Source organism: Pseudomonas sp. PDM05 (assembly GCF_014851685.1).
Lineage (GTDB): Bacteria > Pseudomonadota > Gammaproteobacteria > Pseudomonadales > Pseudomonadaceae > Aquipseudomonas.
In genome coordinates, this window is sequence record NZ_JACVAC010000008.1 from 226452 (window position 1) to 246585 (window position 20134).

General features: G+C 61.0%; 15 protein-coding genes. 6 read left to right on the forward strand and 9 right to left on the reverse strand.

Annotated elements, in window-relative coordinates; translation table 11 throughout:
- Positions 1-141 precede the first annotated feature (141 nt).
- The 3 genes from IB241_RS17810 to treP form a co-directional block, all read right to left on the reverse strand.
- A complete protein-coding gene (locus tag IB241_RS17810) occupies positions 142-1362 on the reverse strand; it encodes a maltoporin (RefSeq protein WP_192299546.1) in 1221 nt (406 codons plus the stop codon).
- A gap of 68 nt (positions 1363-1430) precedes the next feature.
- On the reverse strand, positions 1431-3077 hold the full coding sequence (gene treC, locus IB241_RS17815) for an alpha,alpha-phosphotrehalase (RefSeq protein WP_192299547.1): 1647 nt from the start codon (positions 3075-3077) through the stop codon (positions 1431-1433).
- A 108-nt stretch (positions 3078-3185) separates the two neighbouring features.
- Positions 3186-4628, reverse strand: coding sequence for a PTS system trehalose-specific EIIBC component (treP, locus tag IB241_RS17820; RefSeq protein WP_192299548.1), 1443 nt, complete (start codon positions 4626-4628; stop codon positions 3186-3188).
- 218 nt (positions 4629-4846) lie between these two features.
- On the opposite strand from treP, the gene treR reads away from it, so the two are divergent.
- Together treR and IB241_RS17830 are read left to right on the forward strand one after the other, a co-directional pair.
- Positions 4847-5551 (forward strand): trehalose operon repressor, encoded by a 705-nt coding sequence (gene treR, locus IB241_RS17825; protein ID WP_192299549.1) that lies wholly within the window; start codon positions 4847-4849, stop codon positions 5549-5551.
- A gap of 352 nt (positions 5552-5903) precedes the next feature.
- On the forward strand, positions 5904-7850 hold the full coding sequence (locus IB241_RS17830; protein WP_192299550.1) for a putative bifunctional diguanylate cyclase/phosphodiesterase: 1947 nt from the start codon (positions 5904-5906) through the stop codon (positions 7848-7850).
- Between the two features lie 143 nt (positions 7851-7993).
- Here IB241_RS17830 and guaA read toward each other — a convergent pair whose 3' ends face one another.
- The 4 genes from guaA to IB241_RS17850 all read right to left on the reverse strand — a co-directional run bounded on the left by guaA (position 7994) and on the right by IB241_RS17850 (position 12749).
- Positions 7994-9571 (reverse strand): glutamine-hydrolyzing GMP synthase, encoded by a 1578-nt coding sequence (guaA, locus tag IB241_RS17835; RefSeq protein ID WP_016977685.1) that lies wholly within the window; start codon positions 9569-9571, stop codon positions 7994-7996.
- Positions 9572-9697: 126 nt separating this feature from the next.
- The gene (gene guaB, locus IB241_RS17840) at positions 9698-11167 is read right to left on the reverse strand and encodes an IMP dehydrogenase (RefSeq protein ID WP_192299551.1); all 1470 of its coding nucleotides are present in this window, start codon (positions 11165-11167) and stop codon (positions 9698-9700) included.
- 104 nt (positions 11168-11271) lie between these two features.
- Positions 11272-11820: a sugar ABC transporter ATPase gene (locus IB241_RS17845; protein WP_192299552.1), complete on the reverse strand. Its 549-nt coding sequence runs from the start codon at positions 11818-11820 to the stop codon at positions 11272-11274.
- 161 nt (positions 11821-11981) lie between these two features.
- The gene (locus IB241_RS17850; protein ID WP_192299553.1) at positions 11982-12749 is read right to left on the reverse strand and encodes a sulfite exporter TauE/SafE family protein; all 768 of its coding nucleotides are present in this window, start codon (positions 12747-12749) and stop codon (positions 11982-11984) included.
- A gap of 99 nt (positions 12750-12848) precedes the next feature.
- On the opposite strand from IB241_RS17850, the gene IB241_RS17855 reads away from it, so the two are divergent.
- From IB241_RS17855 to leuA, 4 genes are all read left to right on the forward strand, one after another.
- Positions 12849-13739, forward strand: a complete 891-nt coding sequence (locus IB241_RS17855; protein ID WP_192299554.1) for a LysR family transcriptional regulator — start codon at positions 12849-12851, stop codon at positions 13737-13739.
- A 30-nt stretch (positions 13740-13769) separates the two neighbouring features.
- Positions 13770-15149 carry an exodeoxyribonuclease VII large subunit gene (xseA, locus tag IB241_RS17860; RefSeq protein ID WP_192299555.1) on the forward strand — a complete coding sequence of 460 codons (1380 nt, stop codon included), beginning with the start codon at positions 13770-13772 and terminating at the stop codon, positions 15147-15149.
- Positions 15150-15152: 3 nt separating this feature from the next.
- A complete protein-coding gene (locus tag IB241_RS17865) occupies positions 15153-15974 on the forward strand; it encodes a peptidoglycan DD-metalloendopeptidase family protein (protein ID WP_192299556.1) in 822 nt (273 codons plus the stop codon).
- A 321-nt stretch (positions 15975-16295) separates the two neighbouring features.
- On the forward strand, positions 16296-17975 hold the full coding sequence (gene leuA, locus IB241_RS17870) for a 2-isopropylmalate synthase (protein WP_192299557.1): 1680 nt from the start codon (positions 16296-16298) through the stop codon (positions 17973-17975).
- A 176-nt stretch (positions 17976-18151) separates the two neighbouring features.
- On the opposite strand, the gene IB241_RS17875 is transcribed toward leuA, so the two are convergent.
- The gene (locus IB241_RS17875; protein ID WP_192299558.1) at positions 18152-18943 is read right to left on the reverse strand and encodes an amidohydrolase; all 792 of its coding nucleotides are present in this window, start codon (positions 18941-18943) and stop codon (positions 18152-18154) included.
- A complete protein-coding gene (locus tag IB241_RS17880; protein WP_192299559.1) occupies positions 18931-20079 on the reverse strand; it encodes a pyridoxal phosphate-dependent aminotransferase in 1149 nt (382 codons plus the stop codon). The genes IB241_RS17875 and IB241_RS17880 overlap by 13 nt, the downstream gene beginning before the upstream one ends.
- Between the last annotated feature and the right edge of the window lie 55 nt (positions 20080-20134).

Below are 20134 nucleotides of genomic sequence, written 5' to 3' on the forward strand. Positions count from 1 at the left end.
AATCCCTGGGGCGGCGGAGATCAACATGTGGGAGCGGGCTTGCTCGCGAATGCAGTGTGTCAGTCACCGAATACATAGCTGATACACCGCATTCGCGAGCAAGCCCGCTCCCACATTATTAGTCCGCGTACACCCACATACTTACTTCCACCAGTACTCGACCTGCACACCAAAGTTCGACCCATGCCGCGCCGTACCGTACGACCCGGTATCGGACAACGCCGACCCTGCCGCCAGCTCATTCGCCGCGCGCTTGGCCGCTTCGTTCCAGGTTGCATAGGTGTAGTACAAACGCACTTCCGGGCGCGCCCAGAAATCCGGGCCTTTGGGTGACCAGGTCGGGGCAAAGGTAAATTTGCTCAGCTTGCGCGTGCCGCCACTGGCATCGACCTGATCATGGCCAAGCTCGGTGACCAGCTTGAACTGCTCGCTGATGGCATACGCCGGACGCACGCCGACAGACATCCAGGTCTGGTCCTGGCTGCCGGGGCGAATGTCTTTCTGGTACACCGCCTCGATCTGCCCGCCGAAACGCGGAGTCACCTGCCAGTCGAAAAACTCCACGGCGCGATAACTCTTGCTGCTGTTATCCAGGAATGTATTGCCGGTGTAGCCGAGCCCGGTGCCGGGGCCTTCGCCGTACTGCAAGGCGAACTTGTTCTTGCCGCCCAGGAAAGGTTTTTGCACGTGCTGCGCGGTGAGCGCCCAGCCGCTGTTGGTGTCGCGCCCACCGGCTTTTTCGATGTAGCTCAAGCCCAGTTCCAGCTCACCGCCAGGGTTGGTCTTGAAGCCGGCAACGTTGAAGTCGTGACGGGTGGCGTATTCCTTCTGGTACAGGTTGTCCTTGCGGGAAATCGCATAGCTGTACTTGAGGTCGCCGATCAGCACGTCCTCGATGCCGCCGCCCGTGGCGCTCTGGTTCCAGTAGTAGAAGTCGGAGATATGGATGTCGTTACGCTTGTAGTAACGCCGCCCGGCCCAGATCGAGCCGCCGTTGAGGCTGGGCAGGTTGGACCACTGCGCATACATCTGCGGCATGCGCGCCGAGCCGTTGTTCTCGCCCTGGAACTTGAGCTCGCGGTCGTACTTGTTATAGAGCGAGGCCATGGCATCAACGCTGAGCACCGAGCCGTCGTCGAGGGTCAGCAGGTCCTGACGCAGTTCCAGCTCGGCGTATTGTTCGCATTCGTTACCCAGGCGGTACTTGGATTGCGCCCCCGGCAATTGGAAGCATTGTTGCGGACCGCTGCCCGTTGAAGTGCCTGCGCCGCTGCGCAGGTAACCGGCAAATTCCAGCGCCTGCGCACCGAAGGGCAAGCCCAGGCAGGACGCAACGAGGCCCAGTTTTATTGTTGTTTTCATGACGCACTCCGAATTTTTATTATGGTTTTTGCAGCGCCCCGTGCTCCCACACGGGGTTACAGCGGGTCTCAGTCCTTGAGGTGCAGCACAAACGATTCGTAGGGGCGCAACACCACCGCCGCGCTTCGCTGCGGGCAGTCGGGGTAGTTGCTGATCAGCAGGCGTTGCTCGGTCGCCGCGTTGAGCACGTTGTCAGGCAGTTGGATTTCGCAGGGTTTGCCGTAGAAGTTGTTCAGCACCAGCAGGCGTTCGCCGTGACCTTCGCGCAGGTAGGCCCAGACCTGGAGATGGTCTGGCAGCAGTTGGCGATAGACGCCGTGCTGGATCAGCGGCTCGTGGCGACGCAAGGCGATCAGCGCACGGTAGTGATGCAGCACCGAATCCGGGTCATCCAGCTGGCATTCGACGTTGATCGTCGAGGCATTGGCCGCAATACCAATCCACGGCTCGCCGCGGCTGAAACCGGCGTTGGCCCCGGCATTCCACTGCATCGGCGTACGCCCGTTGTCCCGCGACTTCTGCATGATCGCAGCCATGCTCACGGCTTCGGACTCGCCCGCATCGCGCTTGAGACGGAAGATATTCAGGGTCTCCACATCACGGTATTGCTCGATGCGGTCGAAGCCCGGGTTGGTCATGCCCAACTCTTCGCCCTGATACACGTACGGCGTGCCCTGGAGAAAGTGCAGCGCGGTGGCGAGCATCTTGGCCGAGACCACGCGGTGTAAACCGTCGTCACCAAAACGCGAGACCACGCGCGGCTGGTCGTGGTTACACCAGAACAGCGCATTCCAGCCGCCACCGGCCTGCATGCCCAGTTGCCAGTCGGAAAAGATCTGCTTGAGCTGGAGGAAATCGAAGTCGGCCTTCACCCACTTCTGCAGGTTTGGGTAATCGACTTTCAGGTGATGAAAGTTGAAGGTCATCGACAGCTCTTTCGACGCTGGATTCGAATAACGAATGCAGTGTTCCAGACTGGTGGACGACATCTCGCCGACGTTGATCAGGTCGTGGCCTTCGAAGACTTCGCGGTGCATTTCCTGCAAGTACTCGTGCACGTTCGGGCCGTCGGTGTAGAAGCGACGGCCGTCGGTGTTGTCCTCGGGGAAATCGGCGGGCTTGGAGATCAGGTTGATCACGTCCAGGCGGAAACCGCCGACGCCCTTGTCACGCCAGAAGCGCATCAGCTTGAACACTTCGGCGCGCACCTTGGGGTTGTCCCAATTGAGGTCGGCCTGGGTGTGGTCGAACAGGTGCAGGAAATACTGGCCGGTTTGCGCCTCGTACTCCCAGGCCGAGCCGCCGAACTTGGATTCCCAGTTGTTCGGCTGGTCGCGCCAGATGTAGAAGTCGCGGTACGGGTTGTCGAGGCTGCTGCGTGCTTGCTGGAACCACGCGTGCTCGATGGAGGTGTGGTTGACCACGATGTCGAGCATCAGCTTGATGCCGCGCTTGGCGGCTTCGCTGATCAGCAACTCGCAGTCGGCCATGGTCCCGTAGCTGGGGTCGATGGCGTAGTAGTCGCTGATGTCGTAGCCGTTGTCGCGCTGCGGCGAGCGCAGGAACGGGGTGATCCACAGGCAGTCGACGCCCAGCCATTGGAGGTAGTCGAGTTTGTCCACGATGCCCAACAGGTCACCGGTGGCGTTACCCGCGTGGCTGTGGAAGCTTTTGGGGTAGATCTGGTAGATCACCGAGTGTTGCCAGTTTTGCATGGGGGCTCCTTGAGTAGAGTTTGGTGCTGGCTTTGCAAGCCAGCTCCCACATCTGCATGCATTCACAAATCAAAATGTGGGAGCGGGCTTGCCCGCGATAGCAGTGGTTCAGGCAACCCTGTACCCAGGCCGAACAATCTTCATGCTCAACCCACAGGTCAGAACAAACGGCACCACGATCGCAATCACCATCCCGATCACGAAACTGGGGATGTACTGCGGAATGATCGAGATAAACCCAGGCAAGCCACCGACCCCGATGGCTGACGCCTGCACCTTGTTCAGCGACAGGAAAATGCTGCCCAGCGCCGAGCCCAGCAGCGCGGCGTAGAACGGAAACTTGAAGCGCAGGTTCACCCCGAACATCGCTGGCTCCGTGATGCCGAAGTACGCGGAAATCGCCGAGGTGGACGCCATGCTTTTGTCCCGCGCATTGCGGGTCATGTAGAACACCCCAAGCGCGGCGCTGCCCTGGGCCAGGTTGGACATGACAATCATCGGCCAGATAAAGGTGCCGCCCTGGGTCGAGATGAGTTGCAGGTCCACGGCGAGGAACATGTGGTGCATGCCGGTGATCACCAACGGCGCATACAGCAGGCCGAAAATCGCCCCGCCAACCATCGGCGCCAGGTCGAACAGGGTGACCACACCTTCGGTGATCAGGATGCCGAGGTGACGGGTCACCGGGCCGATGATCGCCAGGGCCAGCACGCCGGTGACAACGATGGTGGTGATCGGCACGACGAGCAGTTGGATCGCGTTGGGCACCCGCGCCCGCAGCCATTTCTCGATGACACTCATCACATAGGCGGCCATCAGGATCGGCAGGATCTGCCCCTGGTAGCCGACTTTTTCAATCTTGAACCAGCCGAAAATATCGAAGTACGGCAGGCTCTGGCCGTCGAGGCCGGCAACAGCTTTACCGTAGTTCCAGGCATTGAGCAGGTCCGGGTGCACCAGCATCAGGCCCAGCACGATGCCGAGGATTTCACTGCCGCCAAAGCGCTTGGCCGCCGACCAGCCCACCAGCGCCGGCAGGAACACGAACGAGGTGTTGGCCATCAGGTTGATCAGGCTCCACAGGCCATCCAGGTTCGGATACGCCTCCAGCAGCGTCTTGCCCTCGATGAACATGCCCTTGGCACCCATCAGGTTGTTCACGCCCATCAACAGGCCGGCAATGATCAGCGCGGGCAGGATCGGCATGAACACATCGGAGAACACCCGCACCAGGCGCTGCATGGCGTTGGTCTTGTCGGCGCCTTTTTTCTTCACGTCGGCGATGGTGGCGGCGGCGAGGCCGGTCTGTTCGCGCAGGGCGGCGTAGACCTTTTCCACCTCGCCGGGGCCGATGACCACCTGGAACAGGCCGCCGGTGAAGAACGAGCCCTTGACCAGATCGACCTGGTTCAGCGCACTGCCGTTGACCAGGCTCGGGTCCTTCAACGCCAGGCGCAGGCGGGTCACACAGTGGGCGGCTTGCTCAAGATTGTCGCTGCCACCGAGGTGTTCGAGGATCTCGCGGGCAATGTTCGAATAGTCGTGGCTCATGCTTGGTTTCCACTTTGGTTTTTTTTATTGGGGGGGCAGTCATTGGCAGCACGCCGAGGGCAAAAGTACTCGTCTGTACGAGTTAAAGCAATAACTCGTACAGACGAGTTACAAAAAGTTTATTCGGTGTAGGACCCGACTCACTGTAGGTCGAATGGACAAACCCCACCCATGCCACTAAGGTTCCTGCCTGAACGCAAAGGCACAGAGCCATCCCCATGAGCAAATACAACCAGATCTATACCGATCTGCTTGCCAGCATCACCACTGAACGCCTGCAACGCGGCACGCGCCTCCCCTCCGAAACCGAACTGATGCACAGCTACCAGGCCAGCCGCGGCACCGTGCGCCGGGCTATCGAGCAGTTGCAGGAGCGCGGCTTTGCGCAAAAGATCCACGGCAAGGGCACCTTCGTGCTGTCGCCCAACCCGATTGAGTTCCAACTGGGCGGCATCGTCAGCTTCCATGAAACCCACGCCGACCTGGGCGATGACGTACGCACCGACGTCGTCGAGTTCACCCAGTTCCCGCTGGAAGGTTCACTGCTGCAACATATCGAAGCCGAGCCCGGCACCCTGATCACCCGCATCAAACGGGTGCGGCGCATCGGCGGCAAACGGGTGATCCTCGACATCAACCATTTCGTCGCCGAGCTGATCCCCGGCCTGGACCGCAGCATCGCCGAGCAGTCGATCTACGCGTTTATCGAACAGACCCTGCAACTGCAAATCGCCTACGCCCAGCGCACCATCGAAGCCCTGCCCCGCAGCAAGGACGACCAGGCACACCTCGATCTCGAAGGCCAAAGCCATGTGATCGTGGTGAGCAACCAGACGTTTTTGCAGGATGGGCGGCAGTTCGAGTACACCGAGTCGCGGCATACGTTGGATAAGTTTTACTTTTCGGATATTGCGCGCCGCTGAGCGACATCTGGCTGAGCAGTGCGGGGCGAAGCGGCGCTCGTTGAGTCTGCTAAATAGCCCCTGGTCGGTTAGCGCCAATCACCCGTTCCCTGCGCAAAAGCGCCAATCGTCGCAGATAGCAAGCCATTGGCCGTTAATTGTCGGCGCTGTCCGAAGGCGCTTGCCTCGCTTACCACTATTGCGCGCGGCTGCCGGAACGAATTCAAAGTGCCACTAGTCGCAAATATTGCAGAAACAAGAGGGGTCGGCCGACACACTTCCATGAGAGCAGTGTTTAGCCCTGCTCGGTCCAGGGGGGAAAGGAAAATCCGTTTGGGTATTTATCTGGCCGTATTTTCAGAGCTTTGGATATATGAAGAAAACACTGCGCGGAGTGCGAGCGCTCATGTCTGTGCCCAAGGACAATCCCGGTCTGGTCAAGGCGCAATACATCGCGCTGTCTCGCCAGTTGCCCATGATGTATTTCATCCTGCTGGTCAACAGCCTGATGCTGGCGGGCACCCACTTTGCGGTCGCGCCGCGCTGGCTGGTGGTGTATTGCCCTTTGATCATGACGTTGTTCGGGGTGATTCGTGCAGCGCAATGGATATGCACGCGCAGTCGCTCGCGCAGCCCGGCGCAGATGCTGACGGCGCTTAAGCGCACCAATATGCTCGCGCCGTTTGTCGCCGCGGCGTTCACCGCCTGGTCGCTGGCGCTGTTTCCCTATGGCGACAGCTATTCCCAGGCGCATGTCGCCTTTTATATGGCGATCACCGTCATCGGCTGCATTTTTTGCATGATGCACCTGCTGCCGGCAGCCCTGGTCACCACTGCAGTGGTCAACTCGGCGTTCGTGGTGTTCTTCGCATCCACCCATATCATTTCCTTTGTGGCCACTGCGATTGACGTCCTGCTGGTGTCCATCGCCATGCTGATCATTCTCAAGGCGCAGTACGCCGACTTCACCCGGCTGGTGAACATGCAGGCGCAGACGGCAAAACTCAGTGAGGAAAACCTTCAACTGGCCAACCAGGACAGCCTGACCGGGCTGGCCAATCGGCGGCAATTTTTTTCCAGCCTCGATACGCTGCTGTCCCGCGCCAGCGGGCAGGAGGTTCGCCTGGCCGTGGGGCTGATCGACCTGGATGGCTTCAAGCCGGTCAACGATCTCTATGGCCATAGCATCGGTGACAAACTGCTCTATCTGGTTGGCCAGCGCCTGACCGGGTTACTCAACGAAGAAGTACACCTGGCCCGGCTGGGAGGCGACGAGTTCGGTCTGATCATCACTCAGGCCATGAGCGACGACCAGTTGCAGGCCTTTGGCGAGAGAATCTGCGCCAGTATGCGCGAGCCGTTTCTGCTGGTGGACATCCCTATTCAGATCAGTGCGTCACTGGGCATCGCGACCTTCCCGGATCAGGCATCCAGCGCCACACAAGTGTATGAATACTCCGACTATGCCCTCTACCAGAGCAAGCGCCACCGTCCAGGCTCGGTCTGCCTGTTCAGCGCAGCCCATCGCCAGCAGCTCAATCGCGAAGGGCTGACCGAACAGGCCCTGCGCAGGGCCGATCTGGATTGTGAGTTTTACATGGTGTTCCAGCCCATCGTGGATGTTCACAGTCAGCAAACAGTCGCCTTCGAGGCGTTGGCACGTTGGGAAAGCCCGGAGCTGGGTAACGTCCCGCCAAGTGAGTTCATCCCGATTGCCGAGCGTATCGGCATGATCAATCGCCTCACTATACCGTTGCTGAACAAGGCGCTGGACGCGGCAACGAGCTGGCCTGCGGGCATCCGCCTGTCATTCAACCTGTCCGCTCACGACTGTGGTTCCCAGGACGCCGCCCAGCAGATCGTCGAGCAGATCAAGAACAGCCGTTTCGACCCGCCCTCTCTCGACCTGGAAATCACCGAAACCGCGGCCATCCAAGACCTGCCGCAGACCCAGCGGGCGATCAGCCAGTTTCGCGAACTGGGCTGTGGCATTTCTCTCGACGACTTCGGCACCGGCTATTCCAGCCTGAGCCAGATCCATGCGCTGTCGCTGACCAAACTGAAGGTGGACCGAACCTTCGTCACCAACATCCACCTCGACCCGGCTCGCTTCAAGATCGTCAAGTCGCTGATTGCCATGTGCCAGGACATGCAGTTGGAATGCATCGTCGAAGGCGTGGAAACCGCCGAAGAACTCGACGCCCTGAAAGACCTCGGCTGCGCCTGGGCCCAAGGCTACCTGTTCTCCAAACCCATGCGCGCCAGCGACATCAGTACCTGGCTTGAAGGCGAGCAACTGGCCAAGTTGCAGGTGGTTTAAACCGCCAAAGAGGGCAAGGCGCAACTCGCGCTCATGCCGAAGCGACAGCGAAGGTGGCAGGCCAAAAAAGCAGAAAGCCCGCAGTTACGCGGGCTTTCGGGGTATTTCTTAGCACTTGATGCCGGTCGGTACCGGACGCGGGATCATTCCCACTCAATCGTCGCCGGCGGCTTGCTCGACACGTCATAAGTAACGCGCGAAATGCCTTCGATCTCATTGATGATACGGCCGCTGACAGTTTCCAGCAGTTCGTACGGCAGGTGTGCCCAACGGGCGGTCATGAAGTCGATGGTTTCTACGGCACGCAGGGCCACGACCCACGCGTAACGACGGCCATCGCCTACAACGCCAACGGATTTCACCGGCTGGAACACCACGAACGCCTGGCTGACCTTGTGGTACCAGTCGGCCTTGCGCAGTTCTTCGATGAAGATGTGGTCGGCGCGACGCAGCAGGTCGGCGTATTCCTTCTTCACTTCACCGAGGATACGCACGCCCAGGCCCGGGCCCGGGAATGGGTGGCGGTAGACCATGTCGTACGGCAGGCCCAGTTCCAGGCCCAGACGGCGCACTTCGTCCTTGAACAGTTCGCGCAGCGGTTCTACCAGCTTGAGGTTCATCTCCTCAGGCAGGCCACCCACGTTGTGGTGGGACTTGATCACGTGGGCCTTGCCGCTCTTGGCGCCGGCCGACTCGATCACGTCAGGGTAGATGGTGCCCTGGGCGAGGTACTTGATGTTGTCCAGTTTGTTGGACTGGGCATCGAACACGTCGATGAAGGTACGACCGATGATCTTGCGCTTCTTCTCCGGGTCGGACTCGCCGGCCAGGTTGTTGAGGAACTGATCTTCAGCGTTGGCGCGGATCACCTTGACGCCCATGTTCTCGGCGAACATGGCCATCACTTGCTCACCTTCGTGCAGGCGCAGCAGGCCGTTGTCGACGAAGACGCAGGTCAGTTGGTCGCCAATGGCTTTGTGCAGCAGGGCTGCTACCACGGAGGAGTCAACGCCGCCGGACAGGCCCAGCAGTACGTTGTCGGTGCCGACCTGGGCGCGAACCTGGGCGATGGCATCTTCAGCGATTTTCGACGGGGTCCACAGGGCTTCACACTCGCAGATGTCGAGGATGAAGCGCGACAGGATGCGGCCGCCTTGCTTGGTGTGGGTCACTTCCGGGTGGAACTGCACGCCGTAATAACGACGCTCGTCGCTGAACATGCCGGCGATCGGGCAGCTCGGGGTGCTGGCCAGGATGTGGAAGTCTTCCGGCATCTTGGTGACCTTGTCACCGTGGCTCATCCACACGTCGAGGCCGAACAGGCCGTCGGCGTCAACGTGGTCTTCGATGCCGTCCAGCAGGCGGCTCTTGCCGACCACGTCGACACGGGCGTAGCCGAATTCACGCAGTTCGGAACCCTCAACCTTGCCGCCCAGTTGCTCGGCCATGGTCTGCATGCCGTAGCAGATACCGAAGACAGGCACGCCCAGGTCGAATACGGCTTGCGGGCAGCGCGGGCTGTTGGCTTCGTGCACGGACTCGGGGCCACCGGCGAGGATGACGCCTTTCGGTGCGAATTCGCGGATCGCTTCGTCGTCCATGTCGAACGGATGCAGTTCGCAGTACACGCCGATCTCACGCACGCGGCGGGCAATCAGTTGGGTGTACTGGGAACCGAAGTCGAGGATCAGGATGCGGTGGGCGTGAATGTCGAGGGCCATGGGAGGGACTCTGAAAAGCAGTTGCGAGCTTCAAGCTGCAAGCTGCAAGTAATCGGGGACTGCGCGGGAGCTGCACCAACACAGCCCCGCTTGCAGCTTATAACTTGTGGCTTCTAGCTGTCGGCTTCAGCCGACGCGGTAGTTTGGCGCTTCCTTGGTGATCTGCACGTCGTGAACATGGGATTCAGCCATGCCGGCGCCGGTGATCCGTACGAACTCTGGCTTGGTGCGCATTTCTTCGATGTTGGCGCTACCGGTGTAGCCCATCGAGGAGCGCAGGCCGCCCATCAGTTGGTGGATGATCGCGCTCAGGGTGCCTTTGTAAGGTACACGGCCTTCGATGCCTTCCGGAACGAGCTTCTCGGCGCCTGCCGAGGAGTCCTGGAAGTAACGGTCGGAAGAGCCTTGTGCCTGGGACATGGCGCCCAGCGAACCCATGCCGCGGTAAGCCTTGTACGAACGACCCTGGAACAGTTCGATCTCGCCTGGTGCTTCTTCGGTACCGGCGAACATCGAGCCCATCATCACGCAGGAAGCACCGGCAACGATGGCCTTGGACAGGTCACCGGAGAAACGGATGCCGCCGTCGGCGATCAACGGAACGCCAGTGCCTTCAAGGGCAGCAGCAACGTTGGCGATGGCGCTGATTTGCGGCACGCCCACACCGGCAACGATACGGGTGGTGCAGATCGAGCCAGGGCCGATACCGACCTTGACCGCATCCGCGCCCGCTTCGGCCAGGGCCTTGGCGGCAGCGCCGGTGGCAATGTTGCCGCCGATCACTTGCACTTCAGGGAAGTTCTGCTTGACCCAACGCACGCGGTCGATCACGCCTTTGGAGTGACCGTGGGCAGTGTCGACCACTACCACGTCAACGCCAGCAGCCACCAGCGCGGCAACGCGGTCGCCGGTGTCTTTACCGGTGCCGACGGCAGCGCCAACGCGCAGACGACCTTGGTCATCCTTGCTGGCCAGCGGGTAAGCCTTGGCTTTTTCGATGTCGTTGACGGTCATCATGCCTTTGAGGGCAAATTTGTCGTCGACGATCAGCACGCGCTCGATGCGGTGCTTGTGCAGCAGTTCGCGCACATCGTTCTTGTCGGCGCCTTCCATGACAGTGACCAGGCGCTCTTTAGGCGTCATCACTTCACGGACGGTGACTTCAAGACGGTTTTCGAAACGCACGTCACGGGAAGTGACGATGCCGACCAGGTCGCCATCATGCAGCACCGGAACACCGGAGATGTTGTGCAGGCGGGTCAGGTCGAACAGGTCGCGCACGGTGGCGTCGGCTTCGATGGTGATCGGATCTTTCACCACGCCAGCTTCGTAACGCTTGACCTTGCGCACTTCGGCAGCTTGCTGCTCGATGGTCATGTTCTTGTGGATGATGCCGATGCCGCCTTCCTGAGCCATGGCGATTGCCAAACGGGCTTCAGTGACGGTGTCCATGGCAGCGGAAACCAGTGGAATATTCAGCTCGATGCCACGGGTTAGGCGGGTCTTGAGACTGACTTCGTTAGGAAGCACCTCGGAATAACCGGGCACTAAAAGAATGTCGTCGAATGTCAGAGCTTCTTGGCTGATACGCAGCATCGCGGGGGCTCCCGAGCGGGAAAATGGAAGCGCGCCATTATACTCATGCACCCCACTGGGCTCAATGTAAAACTCTGACAAACTTGGTAATACTGATAGATGGATTAAAGTTCGACTTTGACCCAACTCATCTTCTGGTCCAGCCAATCGGCAAATTCGTCGATAAAGCTCTGCTTGAACCCCGCCTCCGCCCAGTTGTTGAAGATGAATCCCAGGTTGGAAAATCCGCATTCCTGTAGGAAGAGGAAGCCGTTGATGTCGTCTTCATGCCCACACAGCGGACAGGTGAAGTTGTCGGTGTGGCCCGGCATCCAGTCTTCCAGGCTTTCGAACAGCGCCTCGCCGACTTCCTTGCGGCATTCCGGGCAGCCCGCTTCTTCGAGGAAGCCCTTGGCCGGCGTATAGATGCAGCGCTTGTAGATGATCTCCAGGCCGTTGATCGGCTCGTTGAACGGCAGCGCCTCGGGGTACAGCACCACGGCGCGGGCACCATCGGCCATGGCGTAGGCCATGCGGTTGCCGGTACGCCCGCAGGTGGTGAGTTCTTCCTTGATGATGTTCTTGCGCACCAGCCAACGCACAATCGCCCGGGCGCGGGGTTCGTGGACGGGCAAGGTGGAGATTTTCGGGACAAGGATGCTTTGGGAGTTCATGGGGCCTGAGAGTCCTGCGGTGTGCCGTCTGGCGCCTTCGCGGGCAAGCCCGCTCCCACAGGTGGCCGCATTCCAACAGAAGAAATGCGCTCGAATGTGGGAGCGGGCTTGCCCGCGAAGAGGCCCTGAAGGCTGGCAGCTTAATCCCTGAAGAAATCAGGTCAAGCGCTCAAATACCGCCCGATCAATGCAATACCGCTGGCCAGCACCAGCCAGGTCACCAATCGCACAAAGGTTTCACGGGACAGGCGCATCGTCAGCCTGCGCCCAAACCAAAGTCCCAGCACCATCGCCGGCAACAGGCACAGCGCCAACATCAACAGCGGCAAATCCGCATACACCCCGGCAATCAGGAACAGGCTCAAGCGCACCACCGTGCTGCAACTGATCAACGCACTTTGGGTGGCGCGCGCCGCGTCCTTGGGCAAGCGGCTGTTCAGATAGATCGCGTATAAAAAACCGCCGCTGCCAAACAACGCCCCAAACAAGCCGCCCACGGTGCCCATCGGGATCGACCAACCCGCCGCCAATTGCGCCGGCCGGGCTTTTACGGCCAGGCTGTAGATCGCATATGCACTGATAAACAGGCCCATCAACAGCAGCAACACATCCGAGTGCAGGTTGAGCAAAAACACCACGCCAAGGGTGCAACCGATCGCCATGCACGGCAGCAAGCGCAGCAACTCCGGCTTGTTCACGTCGCGCCGTGATTGCAGCAGGTTGCCGAACGCCGCGACAAAATCCAGCAGCACCAGCAGCGGGATGATCTTGGACAGCGGCATAAACAGGATCAGGATCGGCCCCGCCACCAGCGCCGTGCCAAAACCGGCGATACCAAACACGATGTAGGCCACCGCCACGCCCAGGCCGATCACCAGCCAATCCACAGCGCCAAACGACCACTGGCTCATCAGCTCAACCGGGCTCATGGGTTATTCCTTGAAAGAGATAGCCTTCACTTTAGCCATCGACGAGGGTTGCGACTAATATCTTCAAAGCCCTCCACCCATCTCGAAAAGGCATGACGCGTGATCTCCACCCGCCAACTGCGTTACTTCGTCGAAATCGCCGACAGTGGCAGCTTCAGCGCCGCCGCCGAGCGCTTGTTTGTCGCCCAATCCGCATTGAGCCGGCAGATCAAGGAGCTGGAAACCAGACTGCAAACCCCCTTGTTCGAACGCACTGCGCGCCAGCCCCGACTGACGGCGGCGGGTGAAGCCTTCTACCCACGGGCGCGCAACCTGCTGAGTGAGCTGCTCAAGGCCTGCGAGATGACCACGCAAATCGGCAACGGCCAACGCGGCACGCTGCGCTTGAGCCATTCCAGTACCGTGCCGATGAGTGGCGCGTTGCTGCATGGCATCAGTACGTGGCTGGAGCGCTGCCCGGGCGTGTCGATGGACATCGTCAAGCTGTCCTCGGAGGCGCAATTGGAGGAAATCGCCGACGGCCGCCTGGAGGTGGGCGTGTTGCGTTTGCCGGTATTGCGCCAGCGCGAAGGCGTGCGCGTGACACCTTTATATAGTGAACAACTGTTGCTCGCGGTGCCGCCGAACCATGGGTTGGCACGCAGTAATGCGCCGATTGAACTGGAACAACTCAAGGACGAAGCGTTTATCTCGATCCCCCATCCCCAGCGTGGGGGGCTGAGTTATCTATCCGCCGAGCTGTGCATGCGTGCAGGATTTTTCCCCAAGGCGGCACGGGTCATGTCGCGCAAGACCACCCAGTTGCAGTTGATCCAGGCCGGCTTCGGTATTGCCCTGTTACCAAAATCCATGCAGGACATCGCCCCCGCCAATGTGCGGTTTCTACCGCTGGCCGACCCGGACTGCCTGAGCACCGTGGCCCTGGCCTGCGCGCAGACGCCGAGCGCGCTGGTGGAGCAATTCTGTCAAACCCTGCGTGAATGCCTATAAACTGCCGCCCATGATTAAAGACCTCTGCTCATGATTAAAGACCCGTTTGCCCGCCTGGGCCTGGACCGCGAAGTCCTGACTGTCAGCCAGCTCAACGGCCGTGCGCGGGTGTTGCTGGAAGACGTGTTCACCAATATCTGGGTCGAAGGCGAGATCTCCAACCTCGCCCGCCCGGCTTCCGGCCACGTGTATTTCACCCTCAAGGACAGCGGCGCCCAGGTGCGTTGCGCGTTGTTCCGCAACAATGCGGCGCGGGTGCGCCAGGCGTTGAAGGACGGCCTGGCGGTGAAGGTACGCGGCAAGGTTTCGTTGTTTGAAGGCCGCGGCGATTACCAACTGATCCTCGATACCGTAGAGCCTGCCGGCGATGGCGCGCTGCGCCTGGCCTTCGACGCGCTGAAGGAAAAGCTCAGCGCCGAAGGCCTGTTCAGTGCCGAGCGCAAGGTGCCGCTGCCGGCCCACCCGCAGAAGATCGGCATTATCAGCTCGCCCACGGGCGCGGTGATCCGCGACATCATCAGCGTGTTCCGCCGCCGTGCGCCGCAGGTGCAACTGACATTGATCCCCACCGCCGTGCAAGGCCGCGAAGCGATCCCGCAGATTGTGCGCGCACTGAAAATGGCCGACGCCCGTGGCTTTGACGCGTTGATCCTGGCCCGTGGCGGCGGCTCGCTGGAAGACCTGTGGTGCTTCAACGAAGAAGCGGTCGCCCGTGCAGTAGATGCCTGCGTGACACCTATCGTCAGCGCCATCGGCCATGAAACCGATGTCTCCATCAGCGATTTCGTCGCGGACGTGCGCGCCCCTACCCCATCCGCCGCCGCCGAGTTACTGGCCCCCGATTCCAGCAACCTGGTGCGCCAGGTCGACAGCCTGCATCGCCGCCTGGTGATGCTGATGCGCAACCGCCTGACCCACGACCGCCTGCGCCTGGAGGGCATGGCCCGACGCCTGCGTCACCCCGGCGAGCGCCTGCGCCAGCAAGCCCAGCGCCTGGATGACCTGGACATGCGCCTGCGCCGCGCCTTCGAACGCAACCTCAACACCCGTCGCGAACGCCTGATCCGCCTGGAAACCCGCCTCGCCGGCCAACACCCCGGCCGTCAACTGGCCCTGCTGCGCCAGCGCCTCGACAGCCTCGCCGAGCGCCTGCCCCGCGCCATGCGCGAAGGCCTCAAGGCGCGCCGCCTGCAACTGCAAAGCCAGGTGCAGACGTTGCAGGTGGTCAGCCCGCTGGCGACCCTCGGGCGTGGCTACAGCATCCTGCTGGATGAGCGCGGCCAGGCGATTCGCAACGCCGCACAAACCCACACCGGCCAGCGCCTGACCGCACGCCTCGGTGAAGGCCAACTGCAGGTGCGGGTGGAAGACAATCACCTGACACCCGTCACCCTTTCGTTATTGGATTGATCGATGCCACGTTTATTCAGCCTGTTGATGTTGTTGTGCCTTGCCATCAACGCCCACGCCGACAGCTACATCACCCGCACCTTGAACAAGCCGGTGCCGGGCGGTGTGGCCGTGGTCGAGTTGGGCCCATCGGCGGCCGCGCCGAAAGCCACTTACCTGGGCAAGCCGGTGTTGGTGGTCAGGGAGCAGGATAACTGGCTGGCAATCGTCGGCATCCCGCTGACGGTCAAGCCGGGCAATGAACGCATCAGTAGCGGTGGACGCAACCTGCCATTTATCGTCGGCTACAAGAAGTACCCGGAACAGCGCATCACCTTGAAGAACAAAAGCCAGGTGAACCCGGACCCGGCGCAGCTCAAGCGCATCGAGGCCGAGCTGGCGGTGCAGATCAAGGCCTACCGCAGCTTCAGCCCGAACCTGCCCAGCAACCTGATACTGGACAAACCAGTGAACGGACCGCTGTCGAGCAAGTTCGGCGTGCGGCGCTTCTTCAACGGCGAGGAGCGCAACCCGCATTCGGGCCTGGATTTCGCAGTACCGGCCGGTACGCCGATCAAGACTCCAGCGAACGGCAAGGTGATCCTGGTGGGCAACTACTTCTTCAACGGCAACACCGTGTTCGTCGACCATGGCCAGGGCTTTATCAGCATGTTCTGCCACATGTCGAAGATCGACGTGAAAGTCGGCGATCAACTCACCCGCGGCGCGGTGGTGGGCAAGGTCGGTTCGACCGGCCGTGCGACCGGGCCGCATATGCATTGGAATGTCAGCCTGAACGATGCGCGGGTAGACCCGGCGATCTTTATCGGCGCGTTCCAGCCCTGACCGACTCGATTGCGCGCCAGCCAAATGGCGCGCAATTAAAGCGAGAGTCTTGACAGTTATCAGGCATAAAATCCTGTTTCGCGAGCCAATAGCAGAACTTATCTCAATTTTTCTCGACTGCTTGCCATCTTTCACCCCGGCGGTTAGGGTTGAGCTTATGAAAACCTCTCACACCCTCATTCAGCTCCGCCAGCACCGCAGCCTGTGCCTCGTCAGCGCACGACTGCCAGGCTGAATCGGTCTGCCTCGTCCCCGCTTTATCCCAAATAACAGTTACACGGCAGGCCGCCTTTTCTCGGCCCCTAAACAAAGGATTTCCCGATGAGCATGCTCAAAGACCCGTCTTCGAAGTACCGCGCGTTTCCGACCATCGACATCCCGGACCGCACCTGGCCTTCGAAAACCATCACCACCGCGCCGATCTGGTGCAGCTCCGACCTGCGTGATGGCAACCAGTCGCTGATCGAGCCGATGGACGCCGCGAAGAAGCTGCGTTTCTGGAAGACCCTGGTATCGGTGGGCGTGAAGGAAATCGAAGCGTCGTTCCCGGCCGCCTCGCAAACCGACTTCGACTTCGTGCGCACCCTGATCGAAGACGGCCACATCCCCGAGGACACCACCATTCAGGTGCTGACCCAGGGTCGTGAAGACTTGATCGCGCGCACCTTCGAATCCCTGCGTGGCGCCAAGAAAGCCATCGTGCACTTGTACAATGCGACCTCGCCATCGTTCCGCCGCATCGTGTTCAACCAGGACAAGGACGGCATCAAGGCCATCGCGGTCAACGCGGCCAAGCTGTTCGTCAAATACGCCGCCCAGCAGCCGGAAACCCAGTGGACTTTCGAGTACTCCCCGGAGACCTTCAGCGCGACCGAACTGGAGTTCGCCAAGGAAGTCTGTGACGCGGTGATCGAGGTGTGGAACCCGACGCCCGAGCACAAGATGATCCTCAACCTGCCGGCTACCGTGGAATGCGCCACGCCGAACATCTATGCCGACCAGATCGAGTGGTTCGGTCGTCATATCAACCGTCGTGACAGCGTGATCATCAGCCTGCACACCCACAACGACCGTGGCACTGGTGTGGCCGCCACCGAACTGGGCCTGATGGCCGGTGCCGACCGCGTCGAAGGCTGCCTGTTCGGCAACGGCGAGCGTACCGGTAACGTCGACCTGGTTACCGTGGCACTGAACCTGTACACCCAGGGCGTCAATCCTGAGCTGGACTTCTCCGACATCGACGGCGTGCGCAAAGTCGTCGAAGAGTGCAACCAGATCCAGGTGCACCCGCGCCACCCGTACGTCGGCGACCTGGTCCACACCGCCTTCTCCGGCTCCCACCAGGATGCCATCCGCAAGGGCTTCGCCCAGCAGAAAGACGACGCCCTGTGGGAAGTGCCCTACTTGCCGATCGACCCGGCCGACATTGGTCGCAGCTACGAGGCCGTGATCCGCGTGAACAGCCAGTCGGGCAAGGGCGGCATCGCCTACCTGCTGGAGCAGGAATACGACATCAGCCTGCCGCGTCGCATGCAGATCGAGTTCAGCCAGGTGGTGCAGGCCGAAACCGACCGCGTGGGCCTGGAGATGACCGCGCCGCAAATCTACGCGTTGCTGCAGCGTGAATACCTGCAAGCCAACACCCCGTATGCGCTGGTCAGCCATCGCTTGCAGGAAGAGAACGGCAACAGCTCGGTGGAAGTGGAAGTCTCGGGCAAAGGCCAGGGCGAAACCAACCTGCGCTGGCACGGCAAGGGCTACGGCACGCTGGAAGCGCTGGTTGCCGCCCTGCCGATCAAGGTGGAGATCATGGACTACAACGAACACGCAATCGGCGCCGGTACCAATGCCAAGGCGGCGGCGTACATCGAACTGCGTGTGAACGGTGAGCGGCCGGTACATGGCGTGGGCATTGATGAAAACATCACCACGGCCAGCTTCAAGGCAGTGTTCAGCGCGCTGAACCGCTCGTTGAGCCAGTTGGAAGCGAAAGCGGCGTAAGCGGCTGCTGAAATGCGAAAGGCCCCTGGGTGTGAATCCAGGGGCCTTTTTTTGCTTTGGGTCTTGGGTGGTGCTGATGGCCTCTTCGCGAGCAAGCCCGCTCCCACATTCGACCGCATTCCTACAGGATAAACGCGGTCGAATGTGGGAGCGGGCTTGCTCGCGAAGGCGGCCTATCAGACAAACTGAAAGGTATCGGCATCCAGATTCGCCGGGAATCGGGTGCGATACGCCGCCAGCTCCGCCGCATTCAGGCACACCTGGAACACCCCATCCGCCTCCCCCGCACTGAGCAGGGTCTCACCCTGGAAATCCAGCACCTGGCTGTCACCGGTGTAGACAAAACCCTTGCCGTCCGTACCCACCCGATTCACCGCCGCCACGTAGCACAGGTTCTCGATGGCCCGCGCCGGCAGCAGGCGGTTCCAATGCAAACGCCGCGCACCGGGCCAGTTGGCGGTGTAGAGCAACAGGTCGGTGTCCTGGGCATCGCGGCTCCACACCGGGAAGCGCAGGTCGTAGCAAATCAGCGGGCGGATACGCCAGCCCTTCAACTCGAACTGCACCTGGCGCTCGCCGGGGGTGTAGTGATTGTGCTCACCGGCCATGCGGAACAGGTGGCGCTTGTCGTAGTGCAGCACCTCGCCATCGGGTCGCGCCCACAGCAGGCGGTTGCGGTGGCTGCCATCGGCGGCCTGGATAATCACGCTGCCGGTGATCACCGCGTCGTACTTCGCGGCCTGGGCCTGGAGCCAGCGATGGGTCGGACCGTTCTCCGGTTCTGCGAGGGTGTCGGACGCCATGGAAAACCCGGTGGTGAACATTTCCGGCAACACGATCAGATCGGCGCCCCTGGCCTGCTCCAGCAGTGCCTCGAAGTGTTCAAGGTTGGCCTGGCGGTCGTGCCAGGCCAGGGTGGTCTGGACCAGGGCGATGTTCAGGTCCGGCAGTGCACTCAGATCACGCATAGCTTCTCGGCTGCTTGGCGCAGCGTCTCCTCGCGTTTGGCAAAGCACAGGCGCACCAGGCGCTGGCCTTGGGGTGGGTTCTGGTAGAACACCGAGACGGGAATCGTCGCCACGCCGTGTTCTCGAGTCATCCACAGCGACATGGCGACGTCATCCAGGTCCGGACGGATCTGTGAGTAATCCACCAGTTGGAAGTAGGTGCCGGCCACTCGACTAAAGCTGAAGCGCGACGACGCCAGCAAGTCGCAAAACAGGTCGCGTTTGGCCTGGTAGAACGCTGGCAGTTCCTCGACGTGTTCCGGGTGCTCGGCCATGAAGTCGGCCAGGGCGAACTGCAGTGGTGTCACGCCACAGAAGTTGACGTACTGGTGCACCTTGCGCAGCTCAGCGGTGAGGGCCGCTGGCGCGACCACGTAGCCGGTTTTCCAGCCGGTGACGTGATAGGTCTTGCCGAAGGAACTGACCACGAAGGCGCGCTGATACAGCTCTTCGTGGGCCAGTACGCTCACGTGGGGCACACCGTCGTACACCAGGTGTTCATAGACCTCGTCGCTGACCAGGTAAATATCCCGGTCGCGGATCAGATCGGCCAACTGATCCAGCTCGGCACGGCTGATCAAGGCACCGGTGGGGTTGTGCGGGGAGTTGAGGATGATCATGCGCGTACGGGGCGACAGCGCGGCGCGGATCTTGTCGAAGTCCAGCGCAAAGCCATCCAGGCTCAACTGCACATGCACGCAGCGCCCGCCGGCCAGCTCGACTGACGGCTCGTAGCTGTCGTAGCTGGGATCGAACACGATGACTTCATCACCATTTCGGATCACTGCCTGGATCGCGCAGAAGATTGCGGCGGTGGCGCCCGGGGTCACGGTCACTTCACTGTCGGCATCGACCTTGGCGCCGTAGCTGCGGGCGATCTTCGCCGCCACTTGCTGACGCAGGGCCGGCAAGCCGGTCATCGGCGAGTACTGGTTATGCCCGCTGGCGACGTGCTTGCCCACGGCATCAAGCAAACCTTGGGGGCCATTGAAGTCGGGGAACCCTTGGGACAGGTTGAGCGCGCCGGTCTCGGCTGCGAGTTGCGACATGGTGGTGAAAATGGTCGTGCCGACATTCGGCAGCTTGCTGGTGATCATCAAAAAGCCCCTGCAGGTGAGCCCCAAGTTTTAAGCTGCCAATCGCACGGGGTCA

What these genes read in the sequence shown, in the direction of transcription:
- IB241_RS17875 (WP_192299558.1), bottom strand. Translation starts at nt 18,943, where the DNA reads ATGCGTGATCTGAGTGCACTGCCGGACCTGAACATCGCCCTGGTCCAG.
- treP (WP_192299548.1), bottom strand. Translation starts at nt 4,628, where the DNA reads ATGAGCCACGACTATTCGAACATTGCCCGCGAGATCCTCGAACACCTC.
- xseA (WP_192299555.1), top strand. Translation starts at nt 13,770, where the DNA reads ATGATTAAAGACCCGTTTGCCCGCCTGGGCCTGGACCGCGAAGTCCTG.
- treR (WP_192299549.1), top strand. Translation starts at nt 4,847, where the DNA reads ATGAGCAAATACAACCAGATCTATACCGATCTGCTTGCCAGCATCACC.
- IB241_RS17865 (WP_192299556.1), top strand. Translation starts at nt 15,153, where the DNA reads ATGCCACGTTTATTCAGCCTGTTGATGTTGTTGTGCCTTGCCATCAAC.
- guaB (WP_192299551.1), bottom strand. Translation starts at nt 11,167, where the DNA reads ATGCTGCGTATCAGCCAAGAAGCTCTGACATTCGACGACATTCTTTTA.
- IB241_RS17845 (WP_192299552.1), bottom strand. Translation starts at nt 11,820, where the DNA reads ATGAACTCCCAAAGCATCCTTGTCCCGAAAATCTCCACCTTGCCCGTC.
- guaA (WP_016977685.1), bottom strand. Translation starts at nt 9,571, where the DNA reads ATGGCCCTCGACATTCACGCCCACCGCATCCTGATCCTCGACTTCGGT.
- leuA (WP_192299557.1), top strand. Translation starts at nt 16,296, where the DNA reads ATGAGCATGCTCAAAGACCCGTCTTCGAAGTACCGCGCGTTTCCGACC.
- IB241_RS17850 (WP_192299553.1), bottom strand. Translation starts at nt 12,749, where the DNA reads ATGAGCCCGGTTGAGCTGATGAGCCAGTGGTCGTTTGGCGCTGTGGAT.
- IB241_RS17830 (WP_192299550.1), top strand. Translation starts at nt 5,904, where the DNA reads ATGAAGAAAACACTGCGCGGAGTGCGAGCGCTCATGTCTGTGCCCAAG.
- IB241_RS17880 (WP_192299559.1), bottom strand. Translation starts at nt 20,079, where the DNA reads ATGATCACCAGCAAGCTGCCGAATGTCGGCACGACCATTTTCACCACC.
- IB241_RS17810 (WP_192299546.1), bottom strand. Translation starts at nt 1,362, where the DNA reads ATGAAAACAACAATAAAACTGGGCCTCGTTGCGTCCTGCCTGGGCTTG.
- treC (WP_192299547.1), bottom strand. Translation starts at nt 3,077, where the DNA reads ATGCAAAACTGGCAACACTCGGTGATCTACCAGATCTACCCCAAAAGC.